The 22,302-nt window shown below is 53.6% G+C and carries 20 protein-coding genes; 10 read left to right on the top strand and 10 right to left on the bottom strand.

The window, feature by feature from the left end; genetic code table 11:
• The first annotated feature begins 99 nt into the window (after nucleotides 1-99).
• The 3 genes from NA986_RS07565 to NA986_RS07555 all read left to right on the top strand — a co-directional run bounded on the left by NA986_RS07565 (nucleotide 100) and on the right by NA986_RS07555 (nucleotide 3,327).
• Nucleotides 100-1,806, top strand: coding sequence for an amidohydrolase (locus NA986_RS07565; RefSeq protein WP_023215692.1), 1,707 nt, complete (start codon nucleotides 100-102; stop codon nucleotides 1,804-1,806).
• Nucleotides 1,803-2,948: a hypothetical protein gene (locus tag NA986_RS07560; RefSeq protein WP_023215693.1), complete on the top strand. Its 1,146-nt coding sequence runs from the start codon at nucleotides 1,803-1,805 to the stop codon at nucleotides 2,946-2,948. The genes NA986_RS07565 and NA986_RS07560 overlap by 4 nt, the downstream gene beginning before the upstream one ends.
• A 169-nt stretch (nucleotides 2,949-3,117) precedes the next feature.
• The gene (locus NA986_RS07555) at nucleotides 3,118-3,327 is read left to right on the top strand and encodes a hypothetical protein (protein ID WP_020899259.1); all 210 of its coding nucleotides are present in this window, start codon (nucleotides 3,118-3,120) and stop codon (nucleotides 3,325-3,327) included.
• 207 nt (nucleotides 3,328-3,534) lie between these two features.
• On the opposite strand, the gene NA986_RS07550 is transcribed toward NA986_RS07555, so the two are convergent.
• Both NA986_RS07550 and NA986_RS07545 read right to left on the bottom strand, forming a co-directional pair.
• Nucleotides 3,535-3,729, bottom strand: a complete 195-nt coding sequence (locus tag NA986_RS07550; protein ID WP_000525386.1) for a hypothetical protein — start codon at nucleotides 3,727-3,729, stop codon at nucleotides 3,535-3,537.
• A gap of 202 nt (nucleotides 3,730-3,931) precedes the next feature.
• Nucleotides 3,932-6,103, bottom strand: coding sequence for a YgiQ family radical SAM protein (locus NA986_RS07545; protein ID WP_020899261.1), 2,172 nt, complete (start codon nucleotides 6,101-6,103; stop codon nucleotides 3,932-3,934).
• Between the two features lie 487 nt (nucleotides 6,104-6,590).
• Between NA986_RS07545 and NA986_RS07540 the strand changes: the two genes are divergently transcribed.
• The 3 genes from NA986_RS07540 to NA986_RS07530 are packed head-to-tail and all read left to right on the top strand — an operon-like array spanning nucleotide 6,591 to nucleotide 9,416.
• Complete coding sequence (locus tag NA986_RS07540; protein ID WP_000799370.1) at nucleotides 6,591-7,574, top strand: TRAP transporter substrate-binding protein; 984 nt, start codon at nucleotides 6,591-6,593, stop codon at nucleotides 7,572-7,574.
• Nucleotides 7,575-7,615: 41 nt separating this feature from the next.
• Nucleotides 7,616-8,098: a TRAP transporter small permease gene (locus tag NA986_RS07535; RefSeq protein ID WP_001221828.1), complete on the top strand. Its 483-nt coding sequence runs from the start codon at nucleotides 7,616-7,618 to the stop codon at nucleotides 8,096-8,098.
• Between the two features lie 10 nt (nucleotides 8,099-8,108).
• Nucleotides 8,109-9,416 (top strand): TRAP transporter large permease, encoded by a 1,308-nt coding sequence (locus tag NA986_RS07530; RefSeq protein ID WP_000345259.1) that lies wholly within the window; start codon nucleotides 8,109-8,111, stop codon nucleotides 9,414-9,416.
• A 44-nt stretch (nucleotides 9,417-9,460) separates the two neighbouring features.
• On the opposite strand, the gene ftsP is transcribed toward NA986_RS07530, so the two are convergent.
• From ftsP to NA986_RS07505, 5 genes are all read right to left on the bottom strand, one after another.
• On the bottom strand, nucleotides 9,461-10,873 hold the full coding sequence (gene ftsP / locus NA986_RS07525) for a cell division protein FtsP (RefSeq protein ID WP_000010658.1): 1,413 nt from the start codon (nucleotides 10,871-10,873) through the stop codon (nucleotides 9,461-9,463).
• 73 nt (nucleotides 10,874-10,946) lie between these two features.
• A complete protein-coding gene (plsC, locus tag NA986_RS07520) occupies nucleotides 10,947-11,684 on the bottom strand; it encodes a 1-acylglycerol-3-phosphate O-acyltransferase (protein ID WP_000965730.1) in 738 nt (245 codons plus the stop codon).
• A 256-nt stretch (nucleotides 11,685-11,940) separates the two neighbouring features.
• Entirely contained in the window at nucleotides 11,941-14,199 is a 2,259-nt protein-coding gene (gene parC, locus NA986_RS07515; protein WP_001281861.1) for a DNA topoisomerase IV subunit A, read from the bottom strand.
• 110 nt (nucleotides 14,200-14,309) lie between these two features.
• Nucleotides 14,310-15,176: an AraC family transcriptional regulator gene (locus tag NA986_RS07510; protein WP_023215694.1), complete on the bottom strand. Its 867-nt coding sequence runs from the start codon at nucleotides 15,174-15,176 to the stop codon at nucleotides 14,310-14,312.
• A 71-nt stretch (nucleotides 15,177-15,247) separates the two neighbouring features.
• Nucleotides 15,248-15,640 (bottom strand): YgiW/YdeI family stress tolerance OB fold protein, encoded by a 393-nt coding sequence (locus NA986_RS07505; protein WP_000731552.1) that lies wholly within the window; start codon nucleotides 15,638-15,640, stop codon nucleotides 15,248-15,250.
• A gap of 151 nt (nucleotides 15,641-15,791) precedes the next feature.
• Here NA986_RS07505 and qseB point away from each other — a divergent pair, with 151 nt between their 5' ends.
• From qseB to NA986_RS07485, 4 genes are all read left to right on the top strand, one after another.
• The gene (gene qseB, locus NA986_RS07500) at nucleotides 15,792-16,451 is read left to right on the top strand and encodes a quorum sensing response regulator transcription factor QseB (RefSeq protein WP_001221574.1); all 660 of its coding nucleotides are present in this window, start codon (nucleotides 15,792-15,794) and stop codon (nucleotides 16,449-16,451) included.
• A complete protein-coding gene (gene qseC, locus NA986_RS07495) occupies nucleotides 16,448-17,797 on the top strand; it encodes a quorum sensing histidine kinase QseC (RefSeq protein WP_000779328.1) in 1,350 nt (449 codons plus the stop codon). Before qseB ends, qseC begins: the two co-directional genes overlap by 4 nt.
• 106 nt (nucleotides 17,798-17,903) lie before the next feature.
• A complete protein-coding gene (locus NA986_RS07490) occupies nucleotides 17,904-18,485 on the top strand; it encodes an NAD(P)H-dependent oxidoreductase (protein WP_000065416.1) in 582 nt (193 codons plus the stop codon).
• 31 nt (nucleotides 18,486-18,516) lie between these two features.
• On the top strand, nucleotides 18,517-18,831 hold the full coding sequence (locus NA986_RS07485) for a putative quinol monooxygenase (protein ID WP_000958587.1): 315 nt from the start codon (nucleotides 18,517-18,519) through the stop codon (nucleotides 18,829-18,831).
• 124 nt (nucleotides 18,832-18,955) lie between these two features.
• On the opposite strand, the gene parE is transcribed toward NA986_RS07485, so the two are convergent.
• From parE to cpdA, 3 genes are read right to left on the bottom strand one after another with little or no spacing between them, the layout of a single operon-like run.
• Nucleotides 18,956-20,848, bottom strand: coding sequence for a DNA topoisomerase IV subunit B (gene parE / locus NA986_RS07480; RefSeq protein ID WP_000195318.1), 1,893 nt, complete (start codon nucleotides 20,846-20,848; stop codon nucleotides 18,956-18,958).
• 27 nt (nucleotides 20,849-20,875) lie between these two features.
• Complete coding sequence (yqiA, locus tag NA986_RS07475; protein WP_023206361.1) at nucleotides 20,876-21,457, bottom strand: esterase YqiA; 582 nt, start codon at nucleotides 21,455-21,457, stop codon at nucleotides 20,876-20,878.
• Nucleotides 21,457-22,284 carry a 3',5'-cyclic-AMP phosphodiesterase gene (gene cpdA / locus NA986_RS07470; RefSeq protein WP_023215695.1) on the bottom strand — a complete coding sequence of 276 codons (828 nt, stop codon included), beginning with the start codon at nucleotides 22,282-22,284 and terminating at the stop codon, nucleotides 21,457-21,459. The genes yqiA and cpdA overlap by 1 nt, the downstream gene beginning before the upstream one ends.
• Between the last annotated feature and the right edge of the window lie 18 nt (nucleotides 22,285-22,302).

The raw sequence follows: 22,302 nt of genomic DNA, 5'->3' as shown, positions 1-22,302 counted from the left end.
ATAACAGGATATCGCCGGGTTCAGATCCATCCAGATAAACGAAGCGCCGTTTATTACGCTGGTACGGAGATTTCCCGCCAACAAACACAGGAGAAAACGATGACCGTTGCAGATACCGTATTGATTAACGGCAAAGTGGCGACAGTCGATCGTCATTTTCGTTTCACCCGCGCCATCGCGGTGAAAAACGGCTGGATCATCAACGTCGGCGAAGATGAAGAGATAAAAACACATATCGGCCCCGACACGCAGATTATTGATCTGCAAGGCAAGCTGATTCTGCCCGCCGCCCACGATGCCCATGTGCACATTAGCTGGTTGGCGGCGAGCTGGAAATGCGTTAATTGCAGCACGGCACGCACGCTGGAGGCGCTTTTAGCGCTGCTGCGCGAGCGAGCGGCAACAACGCCTCCCGGCCAGTGGATCCACGCCTGCGGCTTCAACCCCGCCATCATCGACAGCCGCCGCCCGCTGACGCGTCATGACATCGACAGCGCGACGCCCAACCACCCTGCCTTTCTGGCCCTCTGGGATGGTCACTCCTGCCTCGTCAACAGCAACGCGCTGGAGATCGTCGGCATCACCCGCGAGACGCAAGATCCCATCGGCGGGTACATTGGTAAAACGCCAGACGGCGAACCGGACGGCAACTTCCTGGATATCCCGGCGCTGCAATTGATTACACAAGCCATGCCGCGCCCGACGGTGGAAGAACTAAAAGAAAACATTATCGCGGCCCAGCGCTTTATGAACCGTGAAGGCTATGCCAGCTATACGGAAGGCGCTATGGGGCCGGGCGAGACGGGCGCCGCTGGCGTATCCGGCATTGCCGCTTACCGCCAGCTACTGGAAGAAAAAAAGCTCATGGCGCGCGTCTCTCTCGCCTTTTATGCCGCCGATAAAGGCGTTCAGTCTTATGAGATTTTAAAACACACGCTGGACGCCAGCGGGCTACCGGAATTCCCCGATAAAAACTGGCTGGACTGCCACAGCGTGAAGATATTCTGCGACGGCGTGCCGATGTCGCACACGGCGTGGATGAATCAAGATTACGCCGACAGGCCGGGTTGGGCTGGCCGTTCGGTATTTTGCGGCCCAACGGCCAGCGAAGAAGAACAAATTCAGGAATTTCATAAAATGGCCCTGCTGGCGCATCAGCGCGGCTACCAGTTAGCCGTTCACGCGGTCGGCGATAAAGCGGTAAAGGTCACCATCGACGGCTTCATTAACGCCATTCAAACCTGCCCTGCCCCGCAGCGCCGCCACTATGTGCTGCATGGTTCAATGGGGGATCGCGAAGATTTCGTCAAGGCGGCGAAATACGGCATTATCTTGTCCGAACAACCCTCCCCCAGCGGATCGGCATACGACTACGAGCGCCGGGCGCAGGTCTGCGGAATCAAAGGCGAAATCGGGAAGGGGCTGAAAGATATCATCGACCTTGGCGTCACGGTGGCGGGCGGCTCCGACGGTATTATGGATCTCGTCAACTGGCGGCAAATGGTGCAGGCGGCGGTCACGCGCAAATCGGCGTCCAGCGGCAAGATTATCCGCCCAGAGCTGGCGATAAGCGTGGCGGACGGCGTGCGAATGTACACTATCAATGCGGCGTATCAGGAGTTTCAGGAACAGGTTCGCGGCTCTATCGAAGTGGGAAAAGTAGCCGATTTTCAGGTACTGGACAGGGACATTTTCTCGGTGCCGCATGAGGATATCGGCAATAGCCAGGTACTGCTGACGATGGTTGACGGCAACATCGTCTGGCAATGCCAGGAACAGGTATTGCAGATAAGGAAAGGCGGATGAAAACCGGGCAGCGGTGTTTTTTCTTGTTAATACTTTGCGCTTTTAGCCATGGCGCGCAGTGCAGTGAAACGCTTGCGCAGGCGATTACGCGTATTTACGGCTCCCCACAGGATCGGATGAATTATGACATCTGGCTGCGCGGTGAAATGTTAGAGAACCACCGTACCGCATCCGTCGCCAGCAAACCACTTTTTGACACGCCGGCTAATGCACTGTGTTTTTGCCATAACCCAAACGATATCTCCGTTGAAATACGTCAGGCAAACTCCTTTGCCAGTGATAAATTCGCTGAGGCGGACATTACCCTGAAAGAAAAAAATCACTCGCGCTGGCTAACGCTTCAGTTGCATAAACCGCACGATCGCTTGCTGATTGCCGATGTTGATAATATCGATGATCCGCTGCCGTCACTGGGGCGACAGCTTCACAATGACACACAATTAAAATTATTAATCGCCCCGCAACTGGCAATCAATAATCAAAAAATTGCAGATGTTACTATTGCAGAATTACTTGCTCATCCAGACGAATACCATAGCAGAAAAGTTCGCATTCGTGGTCTGGTCCTCACTGGCTTTGAGCGCCACGCTATTTATGGCGATCCACAGCAAGATGGATTATGGCTGGAAAATTTTCTCGTGCCCTATACCGTAAGCCGTAACCACACAGAGGCGTCGATGGTGGTTGAAGGCATCTTTGATATGCGTGTATCCGGACATTTAAGTCATTATCCTGGTGGAATAACAAATATTACCCGTTATGAGAAAGTGCAGCCCACAAGGGCGAGTGCGGTTACAGATATTTCATTCACCGATCTTCTTCAGCATCCGGATCATTATCATCAGAAAAAAATACGTTTACGCGGATACGTTATTCTCGGTTTTGAACATGCGGCGATTTATGCCAATAAAGACGCAACGCAGAGAGAAAATGGATTTTGGTTGGGAAATTTCGTCACTAATATTCCTCTCGACCTCCAGAAGGACGGAGGATACGAGGTGCTGATTGAAGGCACTTTTAACAAAGACGGGCATGGTCATATGGGGCTCAGCGCAGGCGAGATAACCGACATCTCTCACTACGAGACAATCACGCTACCAGAAAACGTAATCCAGATTAAAAACCAGGGAGCAAAGGAATGAACAACACCCTGATTTTAAATAGCAATAAGATTTTCTCTTTACCGGATTTATCGTCGATTTACGCAGTAATGCAAATGTCACTAAAAGCCACATCACGCCCTGGTTAAGCAGTCGGCTGCTCTGCAACTGTCAGGATTTCGAAAATCTGGCGCTGGAGGATGTCGATATCATGCCAAAAGACGCCAGCCACGTCGATGCAACCGCGCGCGTGCAGATTCAACTCACGCCTGGCGAAAACAAGACAGCTACGTTGTTCAGGCAGGAGATTGTGCTACAGGGTATTGAGGGGGCACGGATGATTGCTGATGTGATTCGCGAACAAAGCGGCAGCCTGCTGGCGCAAATGCGCACGGTAACCATCCGCATAGAAAAGGAATAAAAATATGTATCGTTCACTTTGCCCAATCTGCCGTGTAAACCGGCTAATGACGCTTCACGAAGTGGGCGACGTCTGCCCGTTAATGTCGGATTTCGGCTACGCCTCATCCAACCTATAGTCAACGGGATCGAAGCGCTGTCTGTGTTCACACTGCCTGCGACAATAACACCTGACAGGATAGGTTCTTAACGTCGGGTTACCTGAATATTACGGCCCGTAGCTAAAAAGCTCATATAGCCACCATCCAGGAACCGCAGCAATGATGCCAGCTAAAATGATTCCTGCACAAAACGATAGTCTGTTTTCACTTTTTTCAGAATTACATGCTTTAACGGCCAGTATGATTATCAAAATAGCCATTAGAGCAACGACAAAAAGACAAGGTATAATAATCATACCCATGATATCCCCTCCTCTGGGGCTGTATACAAGCATCATGCCTTAATCATTAAGGTAATATATAATTAATTTATACAATCAATAACATTGAAATAAAATATAAAGCTCCCAGTAATTTAACAATTACTAAAGACCGACACAATATATTTAGATGTCTGTTACTTCCAAAAACATTAGCTTCCAGAAGCAACAGATTCAAAGGTAATTAACGCTCTGCGCCTTTCCCGCGCTTCTTATTCGCAGCAAGCCCCTGCCGCTGATGTTCCACCGGCGTATGCTTGGTCAACGCCGGGCGCGTGTTGCGGTTCTGGCGACGCGCTTCGCGCATCTCTTCAATGGTCGGCGCAGGCACCAGACACTCACGGCGACCGCCAATCAAATGCTTTTTCCCCATCGCTTCCAGCGCCTGGCGAATCAGCGGCCAGTTCGCCGGATCGTGATAACGCAGCAGTGCCTTATGCAGGCGACGCTGCCTGTCTCCCTTCGGCACCACCACATCTTCACTCTTATAACCAATTTTACCCAGCGGGTTTTTGCCGGTGTAATACATGGTGGTCGAATTCGCCAACGGCGACGGGTAGAAGTTCTGCACCTGATCCAAACGGAAGCGGTGGCGCTTGAGCCACAGCGCCAGATTCACCATATCCTCGTCCCGCGTGCCCGGATGCGCGGAGATAAAATACGGGATCAGATACTGCTCTTTTCCAGCCTGCTTAGAGTAAAGGTCAAATAACTCTTTAAAGCGATCGTAGCTGCCCATACCCGGCTTCATCATTTTCGACAGCGGACCTTCTTCAGTATGCTCCGGCGCAATCTTCAGATAGCCGCCCACATGATGGCTTGCCAGCTCTTTAATGTAGCGAGGATCTTCTACAGCGATGTCGTAGCGCACGCCGGAGGCAATTAAGATTTTCTTAATGCCTTTCAGCTCACGGGCGCGGCGATAAAGATTGATCGTCGGCGTATGGTCAGTATCCATATGCGGACAGATATCCGGATAGACGCATGACAGGCGACGACAGGTCTGCTCCGCACGCGGCGACTTACAGCGCAGCATATACATGTTCGCGGTAGGACCGCCCAGATCGGAGATCACGCCGGTAAACCCCGGCACCGTGTCGCGGATCGCTTCGATCTCGTTGATAATAGAGTCTTCCGAGCGGCTCTGAATGATGCGCCCTTCATGTTCAGTGATCGAGCAGAAAGAGCAGCCGCCAAAGCAGCCGCGCATAATATTGATCGAAAAGCGGATCATCTCATAGGCCGGAATACGGGCATTGCCGTAAGCCGGGTGCGGCACACGCTGATACGGCAGCGCAAACACGCTATCCATCTCTTCAGTGGAGAGCGGTATGGCGGGCGGGTTGATCCAGACATAGCGGTCGCCGTGTTTTTGCATCAGCGCCCGCGCGCAGCCAGGGTTAGTTTCGTGATGCAGAATACGCGACGCATGGGCGTACAGCACCTTGTCGCCTTTCACCTTTTCAAAGGATGGCAGCAGGATATAGGTTTTTTCCCACGGCTTCGGACGCGGCGGCTGCACGGTAATCGCTTTAGCTTCCTGCTTTTTCGGCGCGACCGGCTTGTTATCCGCGCACGGCAGATCCTCACCATAGGGATGGGGAATTGGATCGATTTTACCCGGCGTGTCCAGACGAGTGGAGTCGACGCCGCTCCAGCCAGGCAGCGCTTCTTTAACCATAATCGCAGTGTTACGCACGTCGCGAATCTGATCGATGGTTTCGCCCATTGCCAGACGGTGCGCCACTTCCACCAGCGGACGCTCGCCGTTGCCAAACATCAGCATGTCGGCTTTGGAATCGACTAACACTGAACGACGCACAGTATCAGACCAGTAGTCGTAATGCGCGGTACGGCGCAGACTGGCCTCAATGCCGCCGAGGATCACCGGGACATCTTTCCACGCTTCTTTGCAACGCTGGGTATAGACCAGCGTGGCGCGGTCCGGGCGTTTGCCCGCGACGTTATCTGGGGTGTAGGCGTCATCGTGGCGCAGCTTACGGTCAGCGGTGTAACGGTTGATCATCGAGTCCATGTTGCCGGCGGTGACGCCGAAGAACAGGTTCGGTTTTCCCAGACGCATAAAGTCGTCTTTGCTGTTCCAGTCCGGCTGGGCGATGATCCCCACGCGGAAGCCCTGCGCTTCCAGCATACGACCGCAAATCGCCATGCCGAAGCTCGGATGGTCGACGTAGGCGTCGCCGGTTACCAGAATAATGTCGCAGCTATCCCAGCCAAGTTGATCCATCTCGTCACGTGACATCGGCAAAAACGGCGCCGGCCCAAAGCAGGCGGCCCAGTACTGCGGCCAGGAGAAAAGGTCGCGATCCGGTTGGATCAGGGAGATAGCGCTCATATTGCTTCCAAAACGATTGGCAAAAAAATAATCAAAGGTCGGGGATTATAAGCCGTATCTATAGCGAAAATGAAGGAGATTATCGCCTTATATGCAGGGCTGGCGCGAAATAGAAACAACTTTCAACGGCCTGGCCTGAGGTGTTTGAAATTGGTCTTATGAATATCTTCAAATTGGTATGCAATTAATTATACCCACGTCTAAAAACGCAGTATCGCCATAACAACAAAAATTAAAAAAACATCACATTATCAGCAATATATAAAAAAACTTCGCTGAATTGCTCACGACACTGTTTTTACCATGACTTTCTTCTGTGAACCAGATCTCTTTCTTTGGTCTATTGATTAAATTAAATTGGCTGACAGAATTCAGGGGATAAAGAACACCATCACCACGCCTTTCCCCAACGCAACACCTTACGTATCAGCAGGTTATTAATTAATCAACGATAACCACAGGAATCCCAACCTATAAGGAAGCAGATATGAAAAACACACGTTCATTCACAACATCAGCGGTATTACTGGCCGGCTGTTTGCTACTGGCATTTCCAGCGCTCGCCAAAACCACGCTGAAACTGAGCCACAATCAGGATAAAAGCCACGCCGTTCACAAAGCGATGAGCTATCTGGCCGATAAAGCGAAAGCCTATTCGGACGGCGAATTAAATATTCGTATTTACCCCAACGCCACGCTGGGCAACGAACGTGAATCGCTGGAATTGATGAACTCCGGCGCTCTGCAAATGGTGAAAGTCAATGCGGCATCGCTGGAGTCTTTTGCGCCGGAATATAGCGTGTTTAGCCTGCCGTTTTTATTCCGTGACCGCGATCACTACTACAACGTACTGAAAAGCGACTTAGGGAAACGCATTCTCGCGTCCTCCGAAAGCAAAGGCTTCGTCGGCTTAACCTGGTACGACGGCGGCGCCCGCAGTTTTTACGCCAGTAAGCCCATCACTCAACCCGACGATTTAGCCGGTATGAAAATCAGAGTGCAGCAAAGCCCCAGCGCTATCGCGATGGTGAAAGCGCTCGGCGGCGTGCCGACGCCGATGGCGCAAGGCGAACTCTATACCGCGCTCCAGCAAGGCGTGGTCGATGGCGGCGAAAACAACCCCGTGGTTTATGCCGATATGCGTCATGCGGAGGTGGCGAAATTCTATTCCCGCGACGAGCACACGATGGTGCCGGATGTCCTGGTCATCAGTACCAAAGTACTTAACAAATTGAGCGATAAAGAGCGGAAAGCGTTATATAAAGCCGCAGATGAATCCATGCAGCAAATGAAAGACGTCATCTGGCCCGCCGCGGAAAAAGAGGCTTATGAGAGCATGAAGGCCATGAACGCGACCGTTGTTGATATTGATAAATCCGCGTTCAAACAGCGTGTTAAGCCCTTGTTTGATGAGTTCCGCGCAAAAGACGCTCAGTCAGCGAAGGATCTGGAATACATCGAGAATATGTAAATCTGCCGGGCAGGGTTCTCCTGCCCTTTACAGGATGTAATATGCGAATACTCACCAATGCACTGAACAAAATACTGGCCGGGTGCTGCTGTATTATTCTGGCGGTCATGGTTGCCTGCGTATCCTGGCAGGTGGCGGCGCGCTTTATATTCAACGCGCCAAGCAGCACGCTCGACGAATTCACCCAGATTCTTTTTATGTGGATGATTCTGTTAGGCGGCGTCTATACCGCCGGATTAAAAAAACATTTAGCTATCGATTTGTTAGCGCAAAAACTCTCCCGAACGCCCGCCCTCGTGCTCGACAGTATCATTCAGGTGATTATTACCGTGTTCGCGCTGATTTTTATGGTGTACGGCGGTGATATTATTGTTGAAAAAGCGGCGCACGTCAGCCAAATGTCCCCGGTATTAAAATGGCCTATGGATAAAGTCTATTGGGTCATGCCGATTAGCGGCGTCATCCTGGTGTACTACACCATTGTGAACGTTATTGATAATTATCATCAGCGCCATCTTCGCTAACGAGGGATATATGGACTTTGAATATATTTACCCAATAATTGTTTTATTTGGCAGCTTTGCCATTATGCTGGCGGTCGGCGTTCCTATTACATTCGCTATCGGGCTGTCGTCCTTATTCTCAATCCTGATAGCCCTTCCCCCGGATGCGGCAATCTCGGTTATTTCGCAAAAAATGACCGTCGGTCTCGATGGCTTTACGCTGCTGGCGATCCCCTTTTTTGTGTTAGCCGGCAATATCATGAATACCGGGGGAATCGCCCGGCGCCTGGTGAATCTGGCTCAGGCGTTAGTTGGCCGCCTTCCCGGTTCGCTGGCGCACTGCAATATTCTGGCGAACACCCTGTTTGGCGCGATATCCGGCTCGGCTGTCGCTTCTGCGGCTGCGGTGGGCGGCATCATGTCGCCATTACAGGAAAAAGAGGGCTACTCTCCGGCGTTCTCTACGGCGATCAACGTCGCTTCGGCGCCGATTGGCCTGATGATCCCGCCCAGCAACGTGCTAATTGTCTATTCGCTGGCTAGCGGCGGCACCTCTGTCGCCGCCCTGTTTTTGGCGGGCTACCTGCCCGGCATCTTAACCGCGCTGGCTTTAATGACGGTAGCGGCGCTGTATGCCCATCGCCACCATTACCCGGTTGCCGAACGCATCAACCTGCGGCAGTTTCTGTCGGTATTCCGCGATTCGTTGCCCAGCCTGTTGCTGATATTTATTATTATCGGCGGCATTATCGGCGGCGTATTTACGCCAACAGAGGCCTCTGCGATCGCGGTAATCTATAGCCTGGCGCTGGCGGCCATTTATCGAGAAATTAATGTGAGTAAGTTGCGCGATATTCTGCTGGATTCGGTAGTAACCAGCTCTATTGTTCTCTTACTGGTCGGCTGCTCAATGGGAATGTCATGGGCGATGACCAATGCTGATGTTCCTGAACTGATTAATGAAATGATTACCAGCGTGTCCGAAAATAAATGGGTCATCTTGCTGATTATCAATCTCATTTTGTTATTCGTCGGGACGTTTATGGATATTACCCCGGCTATTCTAATCTTTACGCCTATTTTCCTTCCCATTGCTCAACATCTGGGAATCGACCCTGTCCATTTTGGCATTATTATGGTTTTCAATTTAACCATCGGACTGTGTACGCCCCCGGTAGGCACTATTTTGTTCGTCGGTTGCAGTATCGGCAAAATCAGTATTGATAAAGTCGTCAAACCGCTATTACCGATGTTTCTGGCACTCTTTGTGGTCATGGCGATGATTTGCTACTTCCCGCAGTTGAGTCTGCTGCTTCCCACGCTGTTTGCTCCTTCCTGAAAACCCTGACGGGTCTGCGCTATTCAGACCCGTACTCGGACGCTTTACGACGCTGGATTCACCAGCATTTGTCCAATCGAGCCGCGGTCAGCCATTTCCAGCGTCTGGCTGTTGAAATAGAACGGGAAGTGCGGCCAGGACGGCTGACCGTAATAGACCAGCAGTTCGACTTGCCCATCCACCCAGACGGTATCTTTCCAGCCTCTATCTTCCGGGAACGGCATAGCGCCGTTGACGTTACGAATCAGGAAAGAGACGCCCTCAATATGGAACGACTGCGGCATATCGGCGCGTACCGTCCAGCGCTCCCAGGTGCCTTGTTGGGCGGTAATATCAATGCGATTCACATCCCACAGTTGACCGTTAATCCCCGGATCGTCGCCAAGACTGATGTCCCGACTGCGGACAGGCGCGCCGCTCATAATCTCCGTCGGCAACAGACGCATCGGAAGATTATCGGTCACCAGCGGCAGCAATCCGGTTGGCCGTAACGTCAGCACCAGGGTCGAAACCAGAATACTGGAAGGCTCAAAGAAACCGCGAATCCGATCGACTATGCTGGCCGCTTCCCCGCAGGTGATCGAGACTTCGTCGCCGTTGGTCATATCAACCAGGATTTCACGTCGCTCGCCGGGCGCCAGTGACAACTGTTTGACGGAAACCGGCGCAGGTAAAAAGCCCTGATCGCCTGAAATCACATGCAGCGCCCGGCCATCGCTCATCTGAAGCTGATAGCGCCGCGAGTTCGAGGCGTTCAACAACCGTAACCGTACCCAGCCGCGGGACACTTCGACATAGGGGCTTTGCGCGCCGTTCACCAGCAGCGTATCGCCGACAAAACCACCGCTTCCCGGTTCGCTATACTCCGGCGTCCCAAAGTTATCCAGCCGTTTATCCTGGATAATGACGGGAAAATCATCCACGCCGTAATGGTTCGGAATGGGCAGCGTTTTACTGATGTCGTCTTCGACCAGCCACATTCCGGCCAGGCCGTTATACACCTGCTGCGCGGTACGGTTAGGCGTATTAGCGTGATACCACAGCGTGGCGGCGCTCTGACGAATCGGCAACACCGGCGCCCAGTCCGCGTTCGGCGACATCATACGCGCCGGGCCACCCATCAGCGGCCCCGGCACCAGTAAACCAGCAACCGTCATGGAGACATTTTCCGCCAGGCGGTTGCTATAGATGAGTTTAACGTCATCGCCTTTCCAGACGCGGATTGTCGGCCCCAGATAACGACCGTTCACTCCCCAGACCGGCGCGCGCGTGCCTTGCGTAAAGGACCAGTGCGCTCGCTGTAGCGTCATAAACAACGGCTGCCCGCGACGGGACTCCAGCAACGGCGGAACAGGCAACGGCTGTTGCTGACCGGCAGCATTCGCCCTGAGGGGAATCGCGCCTGCACATAGTGCGATTCCCGATGCCTGAAGAAACTGACGCCGACTGAATGACATATAAGCTCCATGTAAAACAGGCTAAAGAGTTGTGCCTGAAAAAATGATTTCTACAATAACAGAGTAAGGCTGCTTAAACCTTACCGGTCGCTTCACGTTCCGCAACCTCTTTATCAAGTTCCGCGATTTTTTGCTCCATTAACGCACGGCAGTGGGCCGCCAGCTCGCGAACCTGATCTTTACCATATTCGCTGACGTCGACTGGCGGCAGCATTTCCACAATAACCAGTCCGTTGTTCAGGCGGTTTAGATTGACTTTGTTAGAGGTGTTGGAAACGCAGACAGGAATGATCGGCACACCAGCCGCGATAGCCGCATGAAACGCGCCGGTTTTAAACGGCAGCAGGCCGCGTCCCCGGCTACGCGTACCTTCAGGGAACATCCAGATAGAAATACGGCGCTTTTTAAAATGGTTAACCACTGCCGCAATGGTGCTATGCGCTTTGGCGCGGTTATTACGGTCAATCAACAGATTACCGGTCAGCCAGTACAGTTGCCCAAAAAACGGGATCCAAAGCAGGCTTTTTTTCCCCACCGTCACCGTTGGCGGCTGCACAATATTCGCCGCCGTGACCATATCATAATTATTCTGGTGGTTAGCAATATAGATAGCATTGCCATAGTTTTCCGCGTCGGCGGGTTTGCGGCACTCAACTTTCAGGCCAAACAGCGGGGCCAGACGGCCGAACATATGCCCAAACGTCGCCACGTGTTTTGGGTTACGTGGGCTGAAAAGGCAGTAAATAGAACCGAAAACACAGACCAGAATGGAGTAAATAACGGTAACAATAAGACGAAAAATATATAGCATAACAACCTCTGAAGGCCTAAGAGCCCGGCATTCTACGTCACCTGAAATTCAGGTTAGGATTTTGGTAAGTGTGGCTCTCTGGAAAAACGTATTGTTAATCGCAATGCACGAATAAACAACGGTTTTACGGGAAATTTTAATGTTAATCCGATCTGAAACCGTAGGCCGGATAAGACGCTACTGCGTCGTCATCCGGCAACGGCAGAGCGCCGGATGGCGGCTTAGATGCCTTGTCCGGCCTACGGGCGCCCCTCTCTTACTCTTCGCTGTCGCCATGACTTACGCGATGCGGCGAATCAATCTCAATGCGATCGATACGCTGCAGGCCGCGCATTAATGTGCCGCGGCGTCCGCGTTCGCCGACCACCTTTTGTAACTCTTCAGGGCGCAGTTTGATTTTGCGCTTCCCGACATGGATAGTCAGAGTGCTTTGTGGCGGCAGCACGTACAGGTGCGCCAGTCCATCATCGCCTTTCGCCGCTTCCGCAGAGGGGATATTAATGATCTTATTCCCTTTGCCTTTCGACAGCTGCGGCAGAGAGTCTACCGGGAACATCAACATCCGTCCGGCCTGGGTAATCGCCAGCAGCATATCGTGCTCGTCTTCAATCACCAGCGGCGGCATGACGTGCGCATTTTCCGGCAGTGTAATCAACGCTTTACCGGCACGGTTACGGGCAACCAGATCGTTAAACGTACAAACGAAGCCGTAGCCCGCATCCGACGCCATCAGCAGTTTCTGGTCATCGCCTTCCATCAGCATATGCTCCACGGTCGCCCCCGGCGGCAGCGTGAGTTTGCCGGTCAGCGGCTCGCCCTGCCCACGCGCCGACGGAAGCGTAATGGGATCAATAGCATAACTGCGCCCGGTGGTATCAATAAACACCACCGGTTGATTGCTCTTACCTTTCACCGCGGCTTTAAAGCTGTCGCCCGCTTTATAGTTAAGCCCCGGCGCATCAATATCATGACCTTTGGCGCTGCGCACCCAGCCCATCTGCGACAGCACGATAGTCACCGGTTCGGACGGCAGCATGTCGTGTTCGCTCATCGCTTTAGCTTCTTCGCGCTCACGCAGCGGAGAACGGCGATCGTCGCCATAGGCATCGGAATCTGCCTGTAGTTCTTTTTTCAGCAAGGTATTCATTTTGCGTTCAGACGCGAGAATGCCCTGCAACTGGTCACGCTCTTTTTCCAGCTCGTCCTGCTCGCCGCGAATTTTCATCTCTTCCAGTTTGGCGAGATGGCGCAGTTTCAGTTCGAGAATCGCTTCCGCCTGGGTTTCGCTGATGCCGAAACGCGACATCAGCGCGGGTTTCGGCTCATCCTCGTTACGGATAATCTCAATCACTTCGTCGATGTTGAGAAACGCCACCAGCAAACCTTCGAGGATATGCAGGCGCTTAAGCACTTTCTCCAGACGATAGTTCAGACGACGGCGTACCGTGTCGCGGCGGAACGCCAGCCACTCGGTGAGGATCTCCAGCAGGTTTTTCACCGCCGGACGACCATCCAGACCGATCATGTTCAGGTTAATACGGTAGCTTTTTTCCAGATCGGTGGTGGCGAACAGATGGTTCATCACCTGTTCCATATCCACACGGTTGGAGCGTGGCACAATCACTAAACGCGTCGGGTTTTCGTGATCCGATTCATCGCGCAGATCGTCCACCATCGGCAGTTTTTTATTACGCATCTGCGCAGCAATCTGCTCCAGCACTTTCGCGCCAGACACCTGATGCGGCAGCGCGGTGATCACCACGGCGCCGTCTTCTTTGGTCCATACCGCGCGCATACGCACGGAGCCCCGCCCGTTTTCGTAAATTTTACGAATTTCCGCACGTGGGGTAATGATCTCCGCTTCGGTCGGGTAATCCGGCCCCTGGACGATATCCAGCAACTGATCCAGCGTCGTTTTCGGCTGCTCAATCAGCGTAATCGCCGCTTTCGCCACTTCGCGCAGGTTGTGCGGCGGGATATCTGTTGCCATCCCCACCGCAATACCGGTGGTGCCGTTCAGCAGGATGTTCGGCAGACGCGCCGGTAACATTTTCGGTTCCTGCATCGTGCCGTCGAAGTTTGGCACCCAGTCCGCCGTCCCCTGGCCGAGTTCGCTTAACAGCAGCTCGGCATATTTGGACAGGCGAGATTCGGTATAACGCATTGCCGCGAATGACTTCGGATCATCCGGCGCGCCCCAGTTTCCCTGGCCATCGACCAGCGGGTAACGGTAAGAGAACGGCTGCGCCATCAGCACCATGGCTTCATAGCAGGCGCTGTCGCCGTGCGGATGATACTTACCCAGTACGTCACCGACGGTACGGGCGGATTTTTTAAATTTAGCGCTGGCGTTCAGCCCCAGCTCTGACATCGCATAGACGATGCGGCGCTGTACCGGCTTCAGGCCGTCGCCAATAAACGGCAACGCACGATCCATGATCACGTACATGGAGTAGTTTAAGTAGGCGTTTTCCGTAAATTCATGTAGCGCAAGGCGCTCTGCCATATCGCTCATTAACAGGGGATCCTCAATCTGCATGCTGACCGTTCGGACGGCAATATTGCCGCAGATAATACCCTATCTCACGGTCTGAGTCACAAACCGTGAGCCAGGTGACGAGGAAGTTAACGAAGCGGCAGATAGATATCCGTCAGCAGCTCATGTTCCGCCACCTCATTGACGAAATTCAGGTACTGGAAGAAGACCGGAAAATCGCGCAGCGTCTCGCCGCTGGCCGGTAGCCATTCACGGAATAAATACCACACGCTCTCCGGGAGGCTGTCGAGCGATCCCTGATGGCGTACCACCGCGCAGCGCCCGCCAGGAATCTCGCTATTCACCACGCCAACGTCATTTTCGGCTATCGGCTGGTGGACGCTGCCGCAGATATCAAAGCGGAATTGATCCGGCGGCGTCGTCTGCGGGTCGTGCCAGGCAATACCAAAGGTTTGACTGCTGGCAATCGGCGACTGCCCCGTTTCGCGCCGCCATGCAATAAATTTCGCCGCGCTGGCGTTGACCTTATCCGGATGCCCCAGATGCGTCAGCATCGCGACGCGGGTAGGTAGAAATTCAACGATTTTTACGTCCATGACATGCTGCTCCTGTAACGCAAGTTTAGGAACGCGTTGGTGCCAGGCCAGCCAGTCCGGCGATTGCCGAAACCGGCGCGGGCTTTGACCAAACGCGGTTTTGAAAGCACGTGTGAACGACTCCGGATTCTGAAATCCGGCATCCAGCGCGATATCGATAACTTTATCTTGCGGATTAAACGCCAGCCGCCATGACGCCCGGCGCAAACGCAGCCACTGGATATAGCGATAGAGCGGAAGCCCGCTCCAGACGGTAAACTGCCGGTGAAAATGAAACGGCGAGCTGTGCGCCATCCGGCTTAACACCTCAAGCGACAGAGGCTCATCCAGATGACGCTCAATGTGGTCGCAAACGCGCCGCAGACGTTCGGAATAAGCCGCGCTGATCAGGTCATTCATCACTGCCTCCTTGTGGCCTATTCTGCCCACCGGGCGGCTGTGAATCCTGACCGATCTTGCGCAATGTGGGATTACGGATTCACTTTACGAATCTGTTTTACGTCGATTTCGACAGAGTTCCAGTCTTTATCCACTTCACCCTGAATTTCAACGGTATCCTGCGGGGTTACGGTCAGGCCGTTCCAGCGCTTGTGGTCAATATCCACATTGATAGTACCGGTCGCATCTTTAAACACATACAGGTCGTCGGAAATGCGCTCAACGATATTCCCGCGCAGCGTTACCCACGCATCGTCACGCAGCGATTTAGCGCTCTCTACCGTCGTGCTGCTGCCGTTCGGGCCGACAAATCCGCCGCCTTGCGTTTGCGTCGCCGACGGGCCGGAGAAACCGCCCTGCTGAGCCGCCAGAACCGGGGTAGAACACAGTGCCATAACGGCAACGATTGCAGCTAATTTTTTCATGATTACTTTTCCCTTTCATGTCGTTTCAGATCCATTTAATAAGGTAATCCTTAACAACTTCTTAAGGCAAAAAAAGAATCTTTTTTTCTGTACATCGCCTGCGGCGACAAGGTTAACTGACGGCAACGCGAGTTACCGCAAGGAAGAACAGATGCGAATTTTACTGGTAGAAGATGACACACTTATTGGCGATGGCATAAAAGCGGGCCTGAGTAAAATGGGTTTCAGCGTCGACTGGTTTACCGAGGGACGTCCGGGCAAAGAGGCGCTTTACAGCGCGCCTTATGATGCGGTTATTTTAGATTTGACGCTGCCAGGCATGGACGGACGGGATATTTTGCGCGAATGGCGCGAAAAGGGTAAACAGGAACCGGTACTGATCCTGACGGCGCGCGACGCGTTAGCAGAGCGCGTCGAGGGGCTACGTCTGGGCGCCGATGACTATTTATGTAAACCTTTCGCGCTCATTGAGGTCGCCGCCCGTCTGGAGGCGCTGGTACGCCGCGCCAGCGGTCAGGCCAGTAGCGAATTGCGCCACGGCCAGGTGACGCTCAATCCAGGCAATCTCGTCGCGACGCTTGCCGGCGAACCGCTGGCCTTAAAACCAAAAGAGTTCGCGTTGCTGGAACTCTTACTGCGCAACAAAGGTCGCGTGCTGCCGCGCAAGCTTATTGAAGAGAAGCTGTATAACTGGGATGACGACGTGTCCAGCAATGCAGTGGAAGTCCATGTTCATCATTTACGCCGCAAGCTCGGCAGCGAATTTATTCGCACCGTACACGGCATCGGCTACACCCTGGGTGACGCATGAAATTGACGCAACGTCTCAGCCTGCGCGTCAGGCTGACGCTTATTTTCCTGATTCTGGTCTCCATCACCTGGGCAATCTCCAGTTTTGTGGCCTGGAGAAAGACGACGGATAATGTCGACGAGCTGTTTGACACACAATTGATGTTGTTCGCCAGACGGCTTAGCACCCTCGATCTTAACGAGATCAACGCCCCGCAGCGCATGGCGCATACGCCAAAGAAATTAAAACATGGGCATATCGATGACGATGCGCTGGCGTTCGCCATCTTTTCCGCTGATGGCAAAATGTTGCTGCATGATGGCGACAACGGCCAGGATATTCCGTATCGCTATCGCCGGGAAGGTTTCGACAATGGCTATCTGAAGGATGACAACGACCTCTGGCGTTTTTTGTGGTTGAACTCGGCGGACGGCAAGTATCGTATCGTCGTCGGTCAGGAGTGGGATTACCGCGAAGATATGGCGCTGGCGATCGTGGCGGCGCAATTAACGCCGTGGCTGATCGCCCTTCCCTTCATGCTGCTGATTTTATTGCTCCTGCTTCACCGCGAGCTCAGACCGTTGAAAAAACTGGCGCAGGCGCTACGCTTCCGGTCGCCGGAATCGGAAACGCCGCTCGACGCCAAAGGCGTACCGAGCGAGGTTCGCCCACTGGTCGAAGCGCTTAATCAGCTTTTTAGCCGCATCCACTCCATGATGGTGCGCGAACGGCGATTTACCTCCGACGCCGCCCATGAATTGCGCAGCCCGCTGGCCGCGCTGAAAGTACAAACCGAGGTGGCGCAGCTCTCGGGCGACGATCCGCTATCGCGTGATAAAGCGCTGACCCAGCTCCATGCGGGGATCGATCGCGCCACGCGGCTGGTCGATCAGCTACTGACGTTATCGCGTCTCGACTCGCTCAATAATTTGCAGGATGTAGCGGAGATTTCGCTGGAAGAGCTACTGCAGTCCGCGGTAATGGATATTTATCATCCGGCGCAGCAGGCGAATATCGACGTGCGTTTACAGCTTAACGCCCATGACGTCATACGTACCGGCCAGCCGCTACTCTTAAGCCTGTTAGTGCGTAACCTGCTGGATAATGCGATTCGCTACAGTCCGCAAGGCAGCGTCGTCGACGTTACCTTACATGCCCGCAGCTTCACCGTCAGAGATAATGGCCCCGGCGTAGCGCCAGAGATTCTGACGCATATCGGCGAGCGTTTTTACCGCCCGCCTGGCCAAAGTGTGACCGGCAGCGGTCTGGGATTATCAATCGTCCGTCGCATCGCTACGCTGCACGGCATGACGGTGTCGTTTGGCAACGCCGCGGAAGGTGGATTTGAGGCCGTAGTAAGTTGGTAACACAGACTTTTGCCAAAAACGCAAAAGACTTTGCACATTTTGCTAATTTCACCGCACCGCCCGTCAGCGTAGAATCAGCAGCAAACGCATTTCTTGAGGACACAAAATGAGTAACATCCTGATTATCAACGGGGCGAAAAAATTCGCGCACTCCAACGGCCAGTTAAATGACACCCTGACCGAAGTTGCCGATGGGCTTCTGCGCGATCTGGGTCATCAGGTTAAGATCGTCCGCGCCGACAGCGACTATGACATTAAAGAAGAGGTGCAGAATTTCGTCTGGGCTGACGTGGTGATTTGGCAGATGCCAGGCTGGTGGATGGGCGCGCCATGGACAGTAAAAAAATATATGGATGATGTCTTTACCGAAGGTCACGGTACGCTCTATGCCAGCGATGGCCGCACGCGTTCCGATGCCGCTAAAAAGTACGGTTCCGGCGGTCTGGTGCAGGGGAAAAAATATATGCTGTCACTGACGTGGAACGCGCCGATGGAAGCATTTACCGAAAAAGATCAGTTTTTCCACGGTGTAGGCGTAGATGGCGTCTATCTGCCATTCCATAAAGCCAACCAGTTCCTGGGCATGGACGCGCTGCCAACGTTTATTGCCAACGACGTGATTAAAATGCCGGATGTTCCGCGCTATACCGCAGAATATCGCAAGCATCTGAGCGAAATTTTTGCTTAACTGGTCATCCTGGAATTAGAAGGAGTTAACCATGCTTACCGTCATTGCCGAAATTCGCACACGTCCGGGCCAACATCACCGTCAGGCCGTCCTCGACCAGTTTGCGAAAATTATTCCAACCGTTCTTAAAGAAGAGGGGTGCCACGGTTACGCGCCGATGGTGGATCATGCCGCGGGCGTGAGTTTTCAGACTCTGGCGCCTGACTCGATCGTGATGATTGAACAGTGGGAAAGCGTTGCGCACCTTGAGGCGCATCTGCAAACCCCGCATATGAAAGCCTACAGCGACGCGGTAAAAGACGATGTGCTGGAAATGAATATTCGTATTCTGGAATCCGGCGTTTAAGTTATTACCCTCGTCTGACGTCGCCCTGATGCGATGCGCAAGTGTCGCCATCAGGCTGCGGCGTCATGTCGAATTCGCTTATCCGGCCTGCGGCGCGCAGACCGGATAAAGCGTGCAACAACCGTTACACGTCGAGATCCGCGAGATCGCCTTTTTCCTGTAGCCAGTTGCGTCGATCTTCAGAACGTTTCTTCGCCAGCAGCATATCCATCATCGCGTTAGTACGCTGATCGTCTTCATCGCTAATGGTGAGCTGCACCAGGCGGCGAGTATTTGGATCAAGCGTGGTTTCGCGTAACTGCATCGGGTTCATTTCACCCAGGCCTTTGAAACGCTGTACGTTCGGCTTGCCTTTCTTACGCTTCAGTTGTTCCAGTACGCCCGCCTTCTCTTCTTCCGTCAGCGCGTAATAGACCTCTTTACCCAAATCGATACGGTATAGCGGCGGTAGCGCGACGTAGACATGACCATTCTTCACCAGCGCGCGGAAATGTCTGACAAACAGCGCGCAAAGCAGAGTAGCGATATGCAAACCATCGGAGTCCGCATCCGCCAGGATACAGATCTTGCCGTAGCGCAGCTGACTCAGATCGTCGCTGTCCGGATCGATACCGATCGCCACGGAAATATCATGCACCTCTTGCGAGGCAAGCACTTCATCGGAAGATACTTCCCAGGTGTTAAGGATCTTACCTTTGAGCGGCATGATCGCCTGATATTCGCGATCGCGCGCCTGCTTGGCGGAACCGCCTGCCGAATCCCCTTCCACAAGGAACAGCTCGGTCCGATTAAGATCCTGCGCGGTACAGTCCGCCAGTTTCCCCGGCAACGCCGGACCGCTGGTGAGCTTTTTGCGTACCACTTTTTTTGCGGCGCGCAGTCGCCGCTGCGCGCTGGCAATCGCCATCTCTGCCAGTTGTTCCGCCGCCTGCACGTTCTGGTTCAGCCACAGGCTGAAGGCATCTTTCACCACGCCGGAAACAAATGCCGCACATTGACGCGACGACAGACGCTCTTTAGTCTGCCCGGCAAATTGCGGGTCCTGCATTTTCACGGAGAGCACATAAGCGCAGCGATCCCAGATATCTTCCGCCGACAGTTTGACGCCGCGCGGCAGAATATTGCGGTATTCGCAAAATTCGCGCATCGCGTCGAGCAGGCCCTGGCGCAGACCGTTGACGTGCGTCCCCCCCTGCATGGTCGGGATCAGGTTGACGTAGCTTTCCGTCAGTAATTCGCCGCCTTCCGGCAGCCACAATAGCGCCCAGTCAACCGCTTCCGTTTCACCGTTAAAATTACCGATAAACGGCTTTTCCGGCAGCGTCGGCAGGCCGTTTACCGCTTCGCCCAGATAGTCGTTCAGACCATCCTGGTAGCACCAGCGCTGCTCGCTGTTATTCACTTCATCTTTAAAAGTGATTTCCACGCCGGGACACAGCACCGCTTTTGCTTTCAGAACGTGCATTAAGCGAGAGACAGAAAAACGCGGGCTGTCGAAGAAACTTTCGTCCGGCCAGAAATGCACGCTGGTGCCAGTATTACGTTTACCGCAGGTGCCGACAACCTGCAAATCCTGCACTTTTTCGCCGTTTTCAAACGCGATGTTATAGACCTGACCGTCGCGGCGCACGGTCACTTCCACGCGCTTTGACAGGGCATTTACTACCGAAATCCCCACCCCATGCAGACCACCAGAGAACTGATAGTTCTTATTGGAGAATTTACCGCCGGCATGAAGCCGACAGAGGATCAGTTCTACCGCCGGAACCCCCTCTTCCGGATGGATATCCACCGGCATCCCGCGTCCGTCGTCAATCACTTCCAGCGATTGATCGGCATGTAAAATGACATCCACGCGTTTGGCGTGACCTGCCAGTGCTTCATCCACACTATTATCAATCACTTCCTGACCCAAATGGTTGGGGCGGGTCGTATCGGTGTACATCCCCGGGCGGCGGCGTACCGGCTCAAGCCCAGTGAGTACCTCAATGGCATCAGCGTTATAAGTTTGCGTCATGGTTTAATTAGCAATTCGAATTGATTGTCAGCAACTGTGCAGTCCAAGAAAATCGACAATCTGGTTGAAATAATCTTCGAAGCCCGTGAATGCGTGATTACCCCCCTCGGTCACTGTCTGACGGCAGGAGGCGTAATATGCCACCGCCTGGCGGTAATCCAGCACTTCATCGCCCGTCTGTTGCAGTAGCCAGATCAGGTCCGGCGCTTCCAGCGGGTCAATCTGCATGACTTTAAGATCATAAATATGGCGAGACTCTAGCACATATTGCTGCCCGGTGTAGGGGTTCTCGTTCTGACCGAGATAGTCGGTCAGTAATTCAAAGGGCCGCACGGCGGGATTCACCACCACAGCCGGCAGCATAAAACATTGCGACAGCCAGGTGGCGTAATAACCACCCAGCGACGATCCTACCAGCCCTAATGGCGCACCGCCATGCTCAAGCACGAGACATTCCAGCAACTCCGCCGCATCGGCAGGATACGGCGGTAGTTGAGGGACGATCATCTCGACATGCGGATGACGCTCCGCCAGCCAGTTTTTTAGCTGGCACGCTTTTGCCGAGCGAGGGGAACTGTTGAATCCGTGCAAATAGAGAAGCGTAGACATCAGTATCCTTCCGAAGCGGTATCGGGTCGGAACCGGGTATCCTGCAGGCGATGCACTTCCGTCTCCAGGACGCCGTTCGCCTGGAGCTCCAGCGTACGCCAGCCCGGCGCGATAGTATCCAGCGTAAAGTTCGCGCAGTGCGGTTTGAACTGTACGCAGGTTGACGGCGACGCCAGCAGACGGCGACCGTTCCAGTCAAGATCCAGCTCCTGGTGAATATGTCCGCATAACAGATATTTTACATGCGGGAAATTCGCCAGCACGCTATCCAGCTCACCGGCATTACGCAAGCTGTGCTGATCCAACCAACTGCACCCTGCCGGCAACGGATGGTGGTGCAAAAGGAGCAATGTCTGTCTCTCTGGCGCATCGGCGAGCTTACGCTCAAGCCATTCCAGTTGGAACTCGCTCAGTTCGCCATGCGGGACGCCAAACACCTGGCTATCCAGCAACAAAATCTGCCATTGTTCACCGATTAACACGCGCTTAGCCGGGGAAATCCCCGCCTCTTGCAGCGCGCTGTACATTGCCGGCTGAAAATCATGATTGCCCGGTAGCCAAACGCAAGGCGCGCGAAAGCTTGCGATACCCTCAGCAAAATGCTGATAAGCCGCAGCGGATTGATCCTGCGCCAGATCGCCGGTGGCCACGATCAGATCATATTCATACTGTTGCGCCCGAATAGCCTCCAGCACGGCCTGGTAACTTTCCCAGGTATTGACGCCTAACAGCGTTTCATGCTTTTCGGCAAACAGGTGAGTATCTGTAATTTGTAAAATCCTGACTCGGGCCTCACCAGCCAGAGGTAGGGTTAACAGGCTTTCCAAATGGTGTCCTTAGGTTTC

The organism is Salmonella sp. NW177, assembly GCF_051811585.1.
Lineage (GTDB): Bacteria > Pseudomonadota > Gammaproteobacteria > Enterobacterales > Enterobacteriaceae > Salmonella > Salmonella enterica.
The sequence above is the reverse complement of the archived record's forward strand: the minus strand, read 5'-3'. Positions and strand labels throughout refer to the sequence as shown.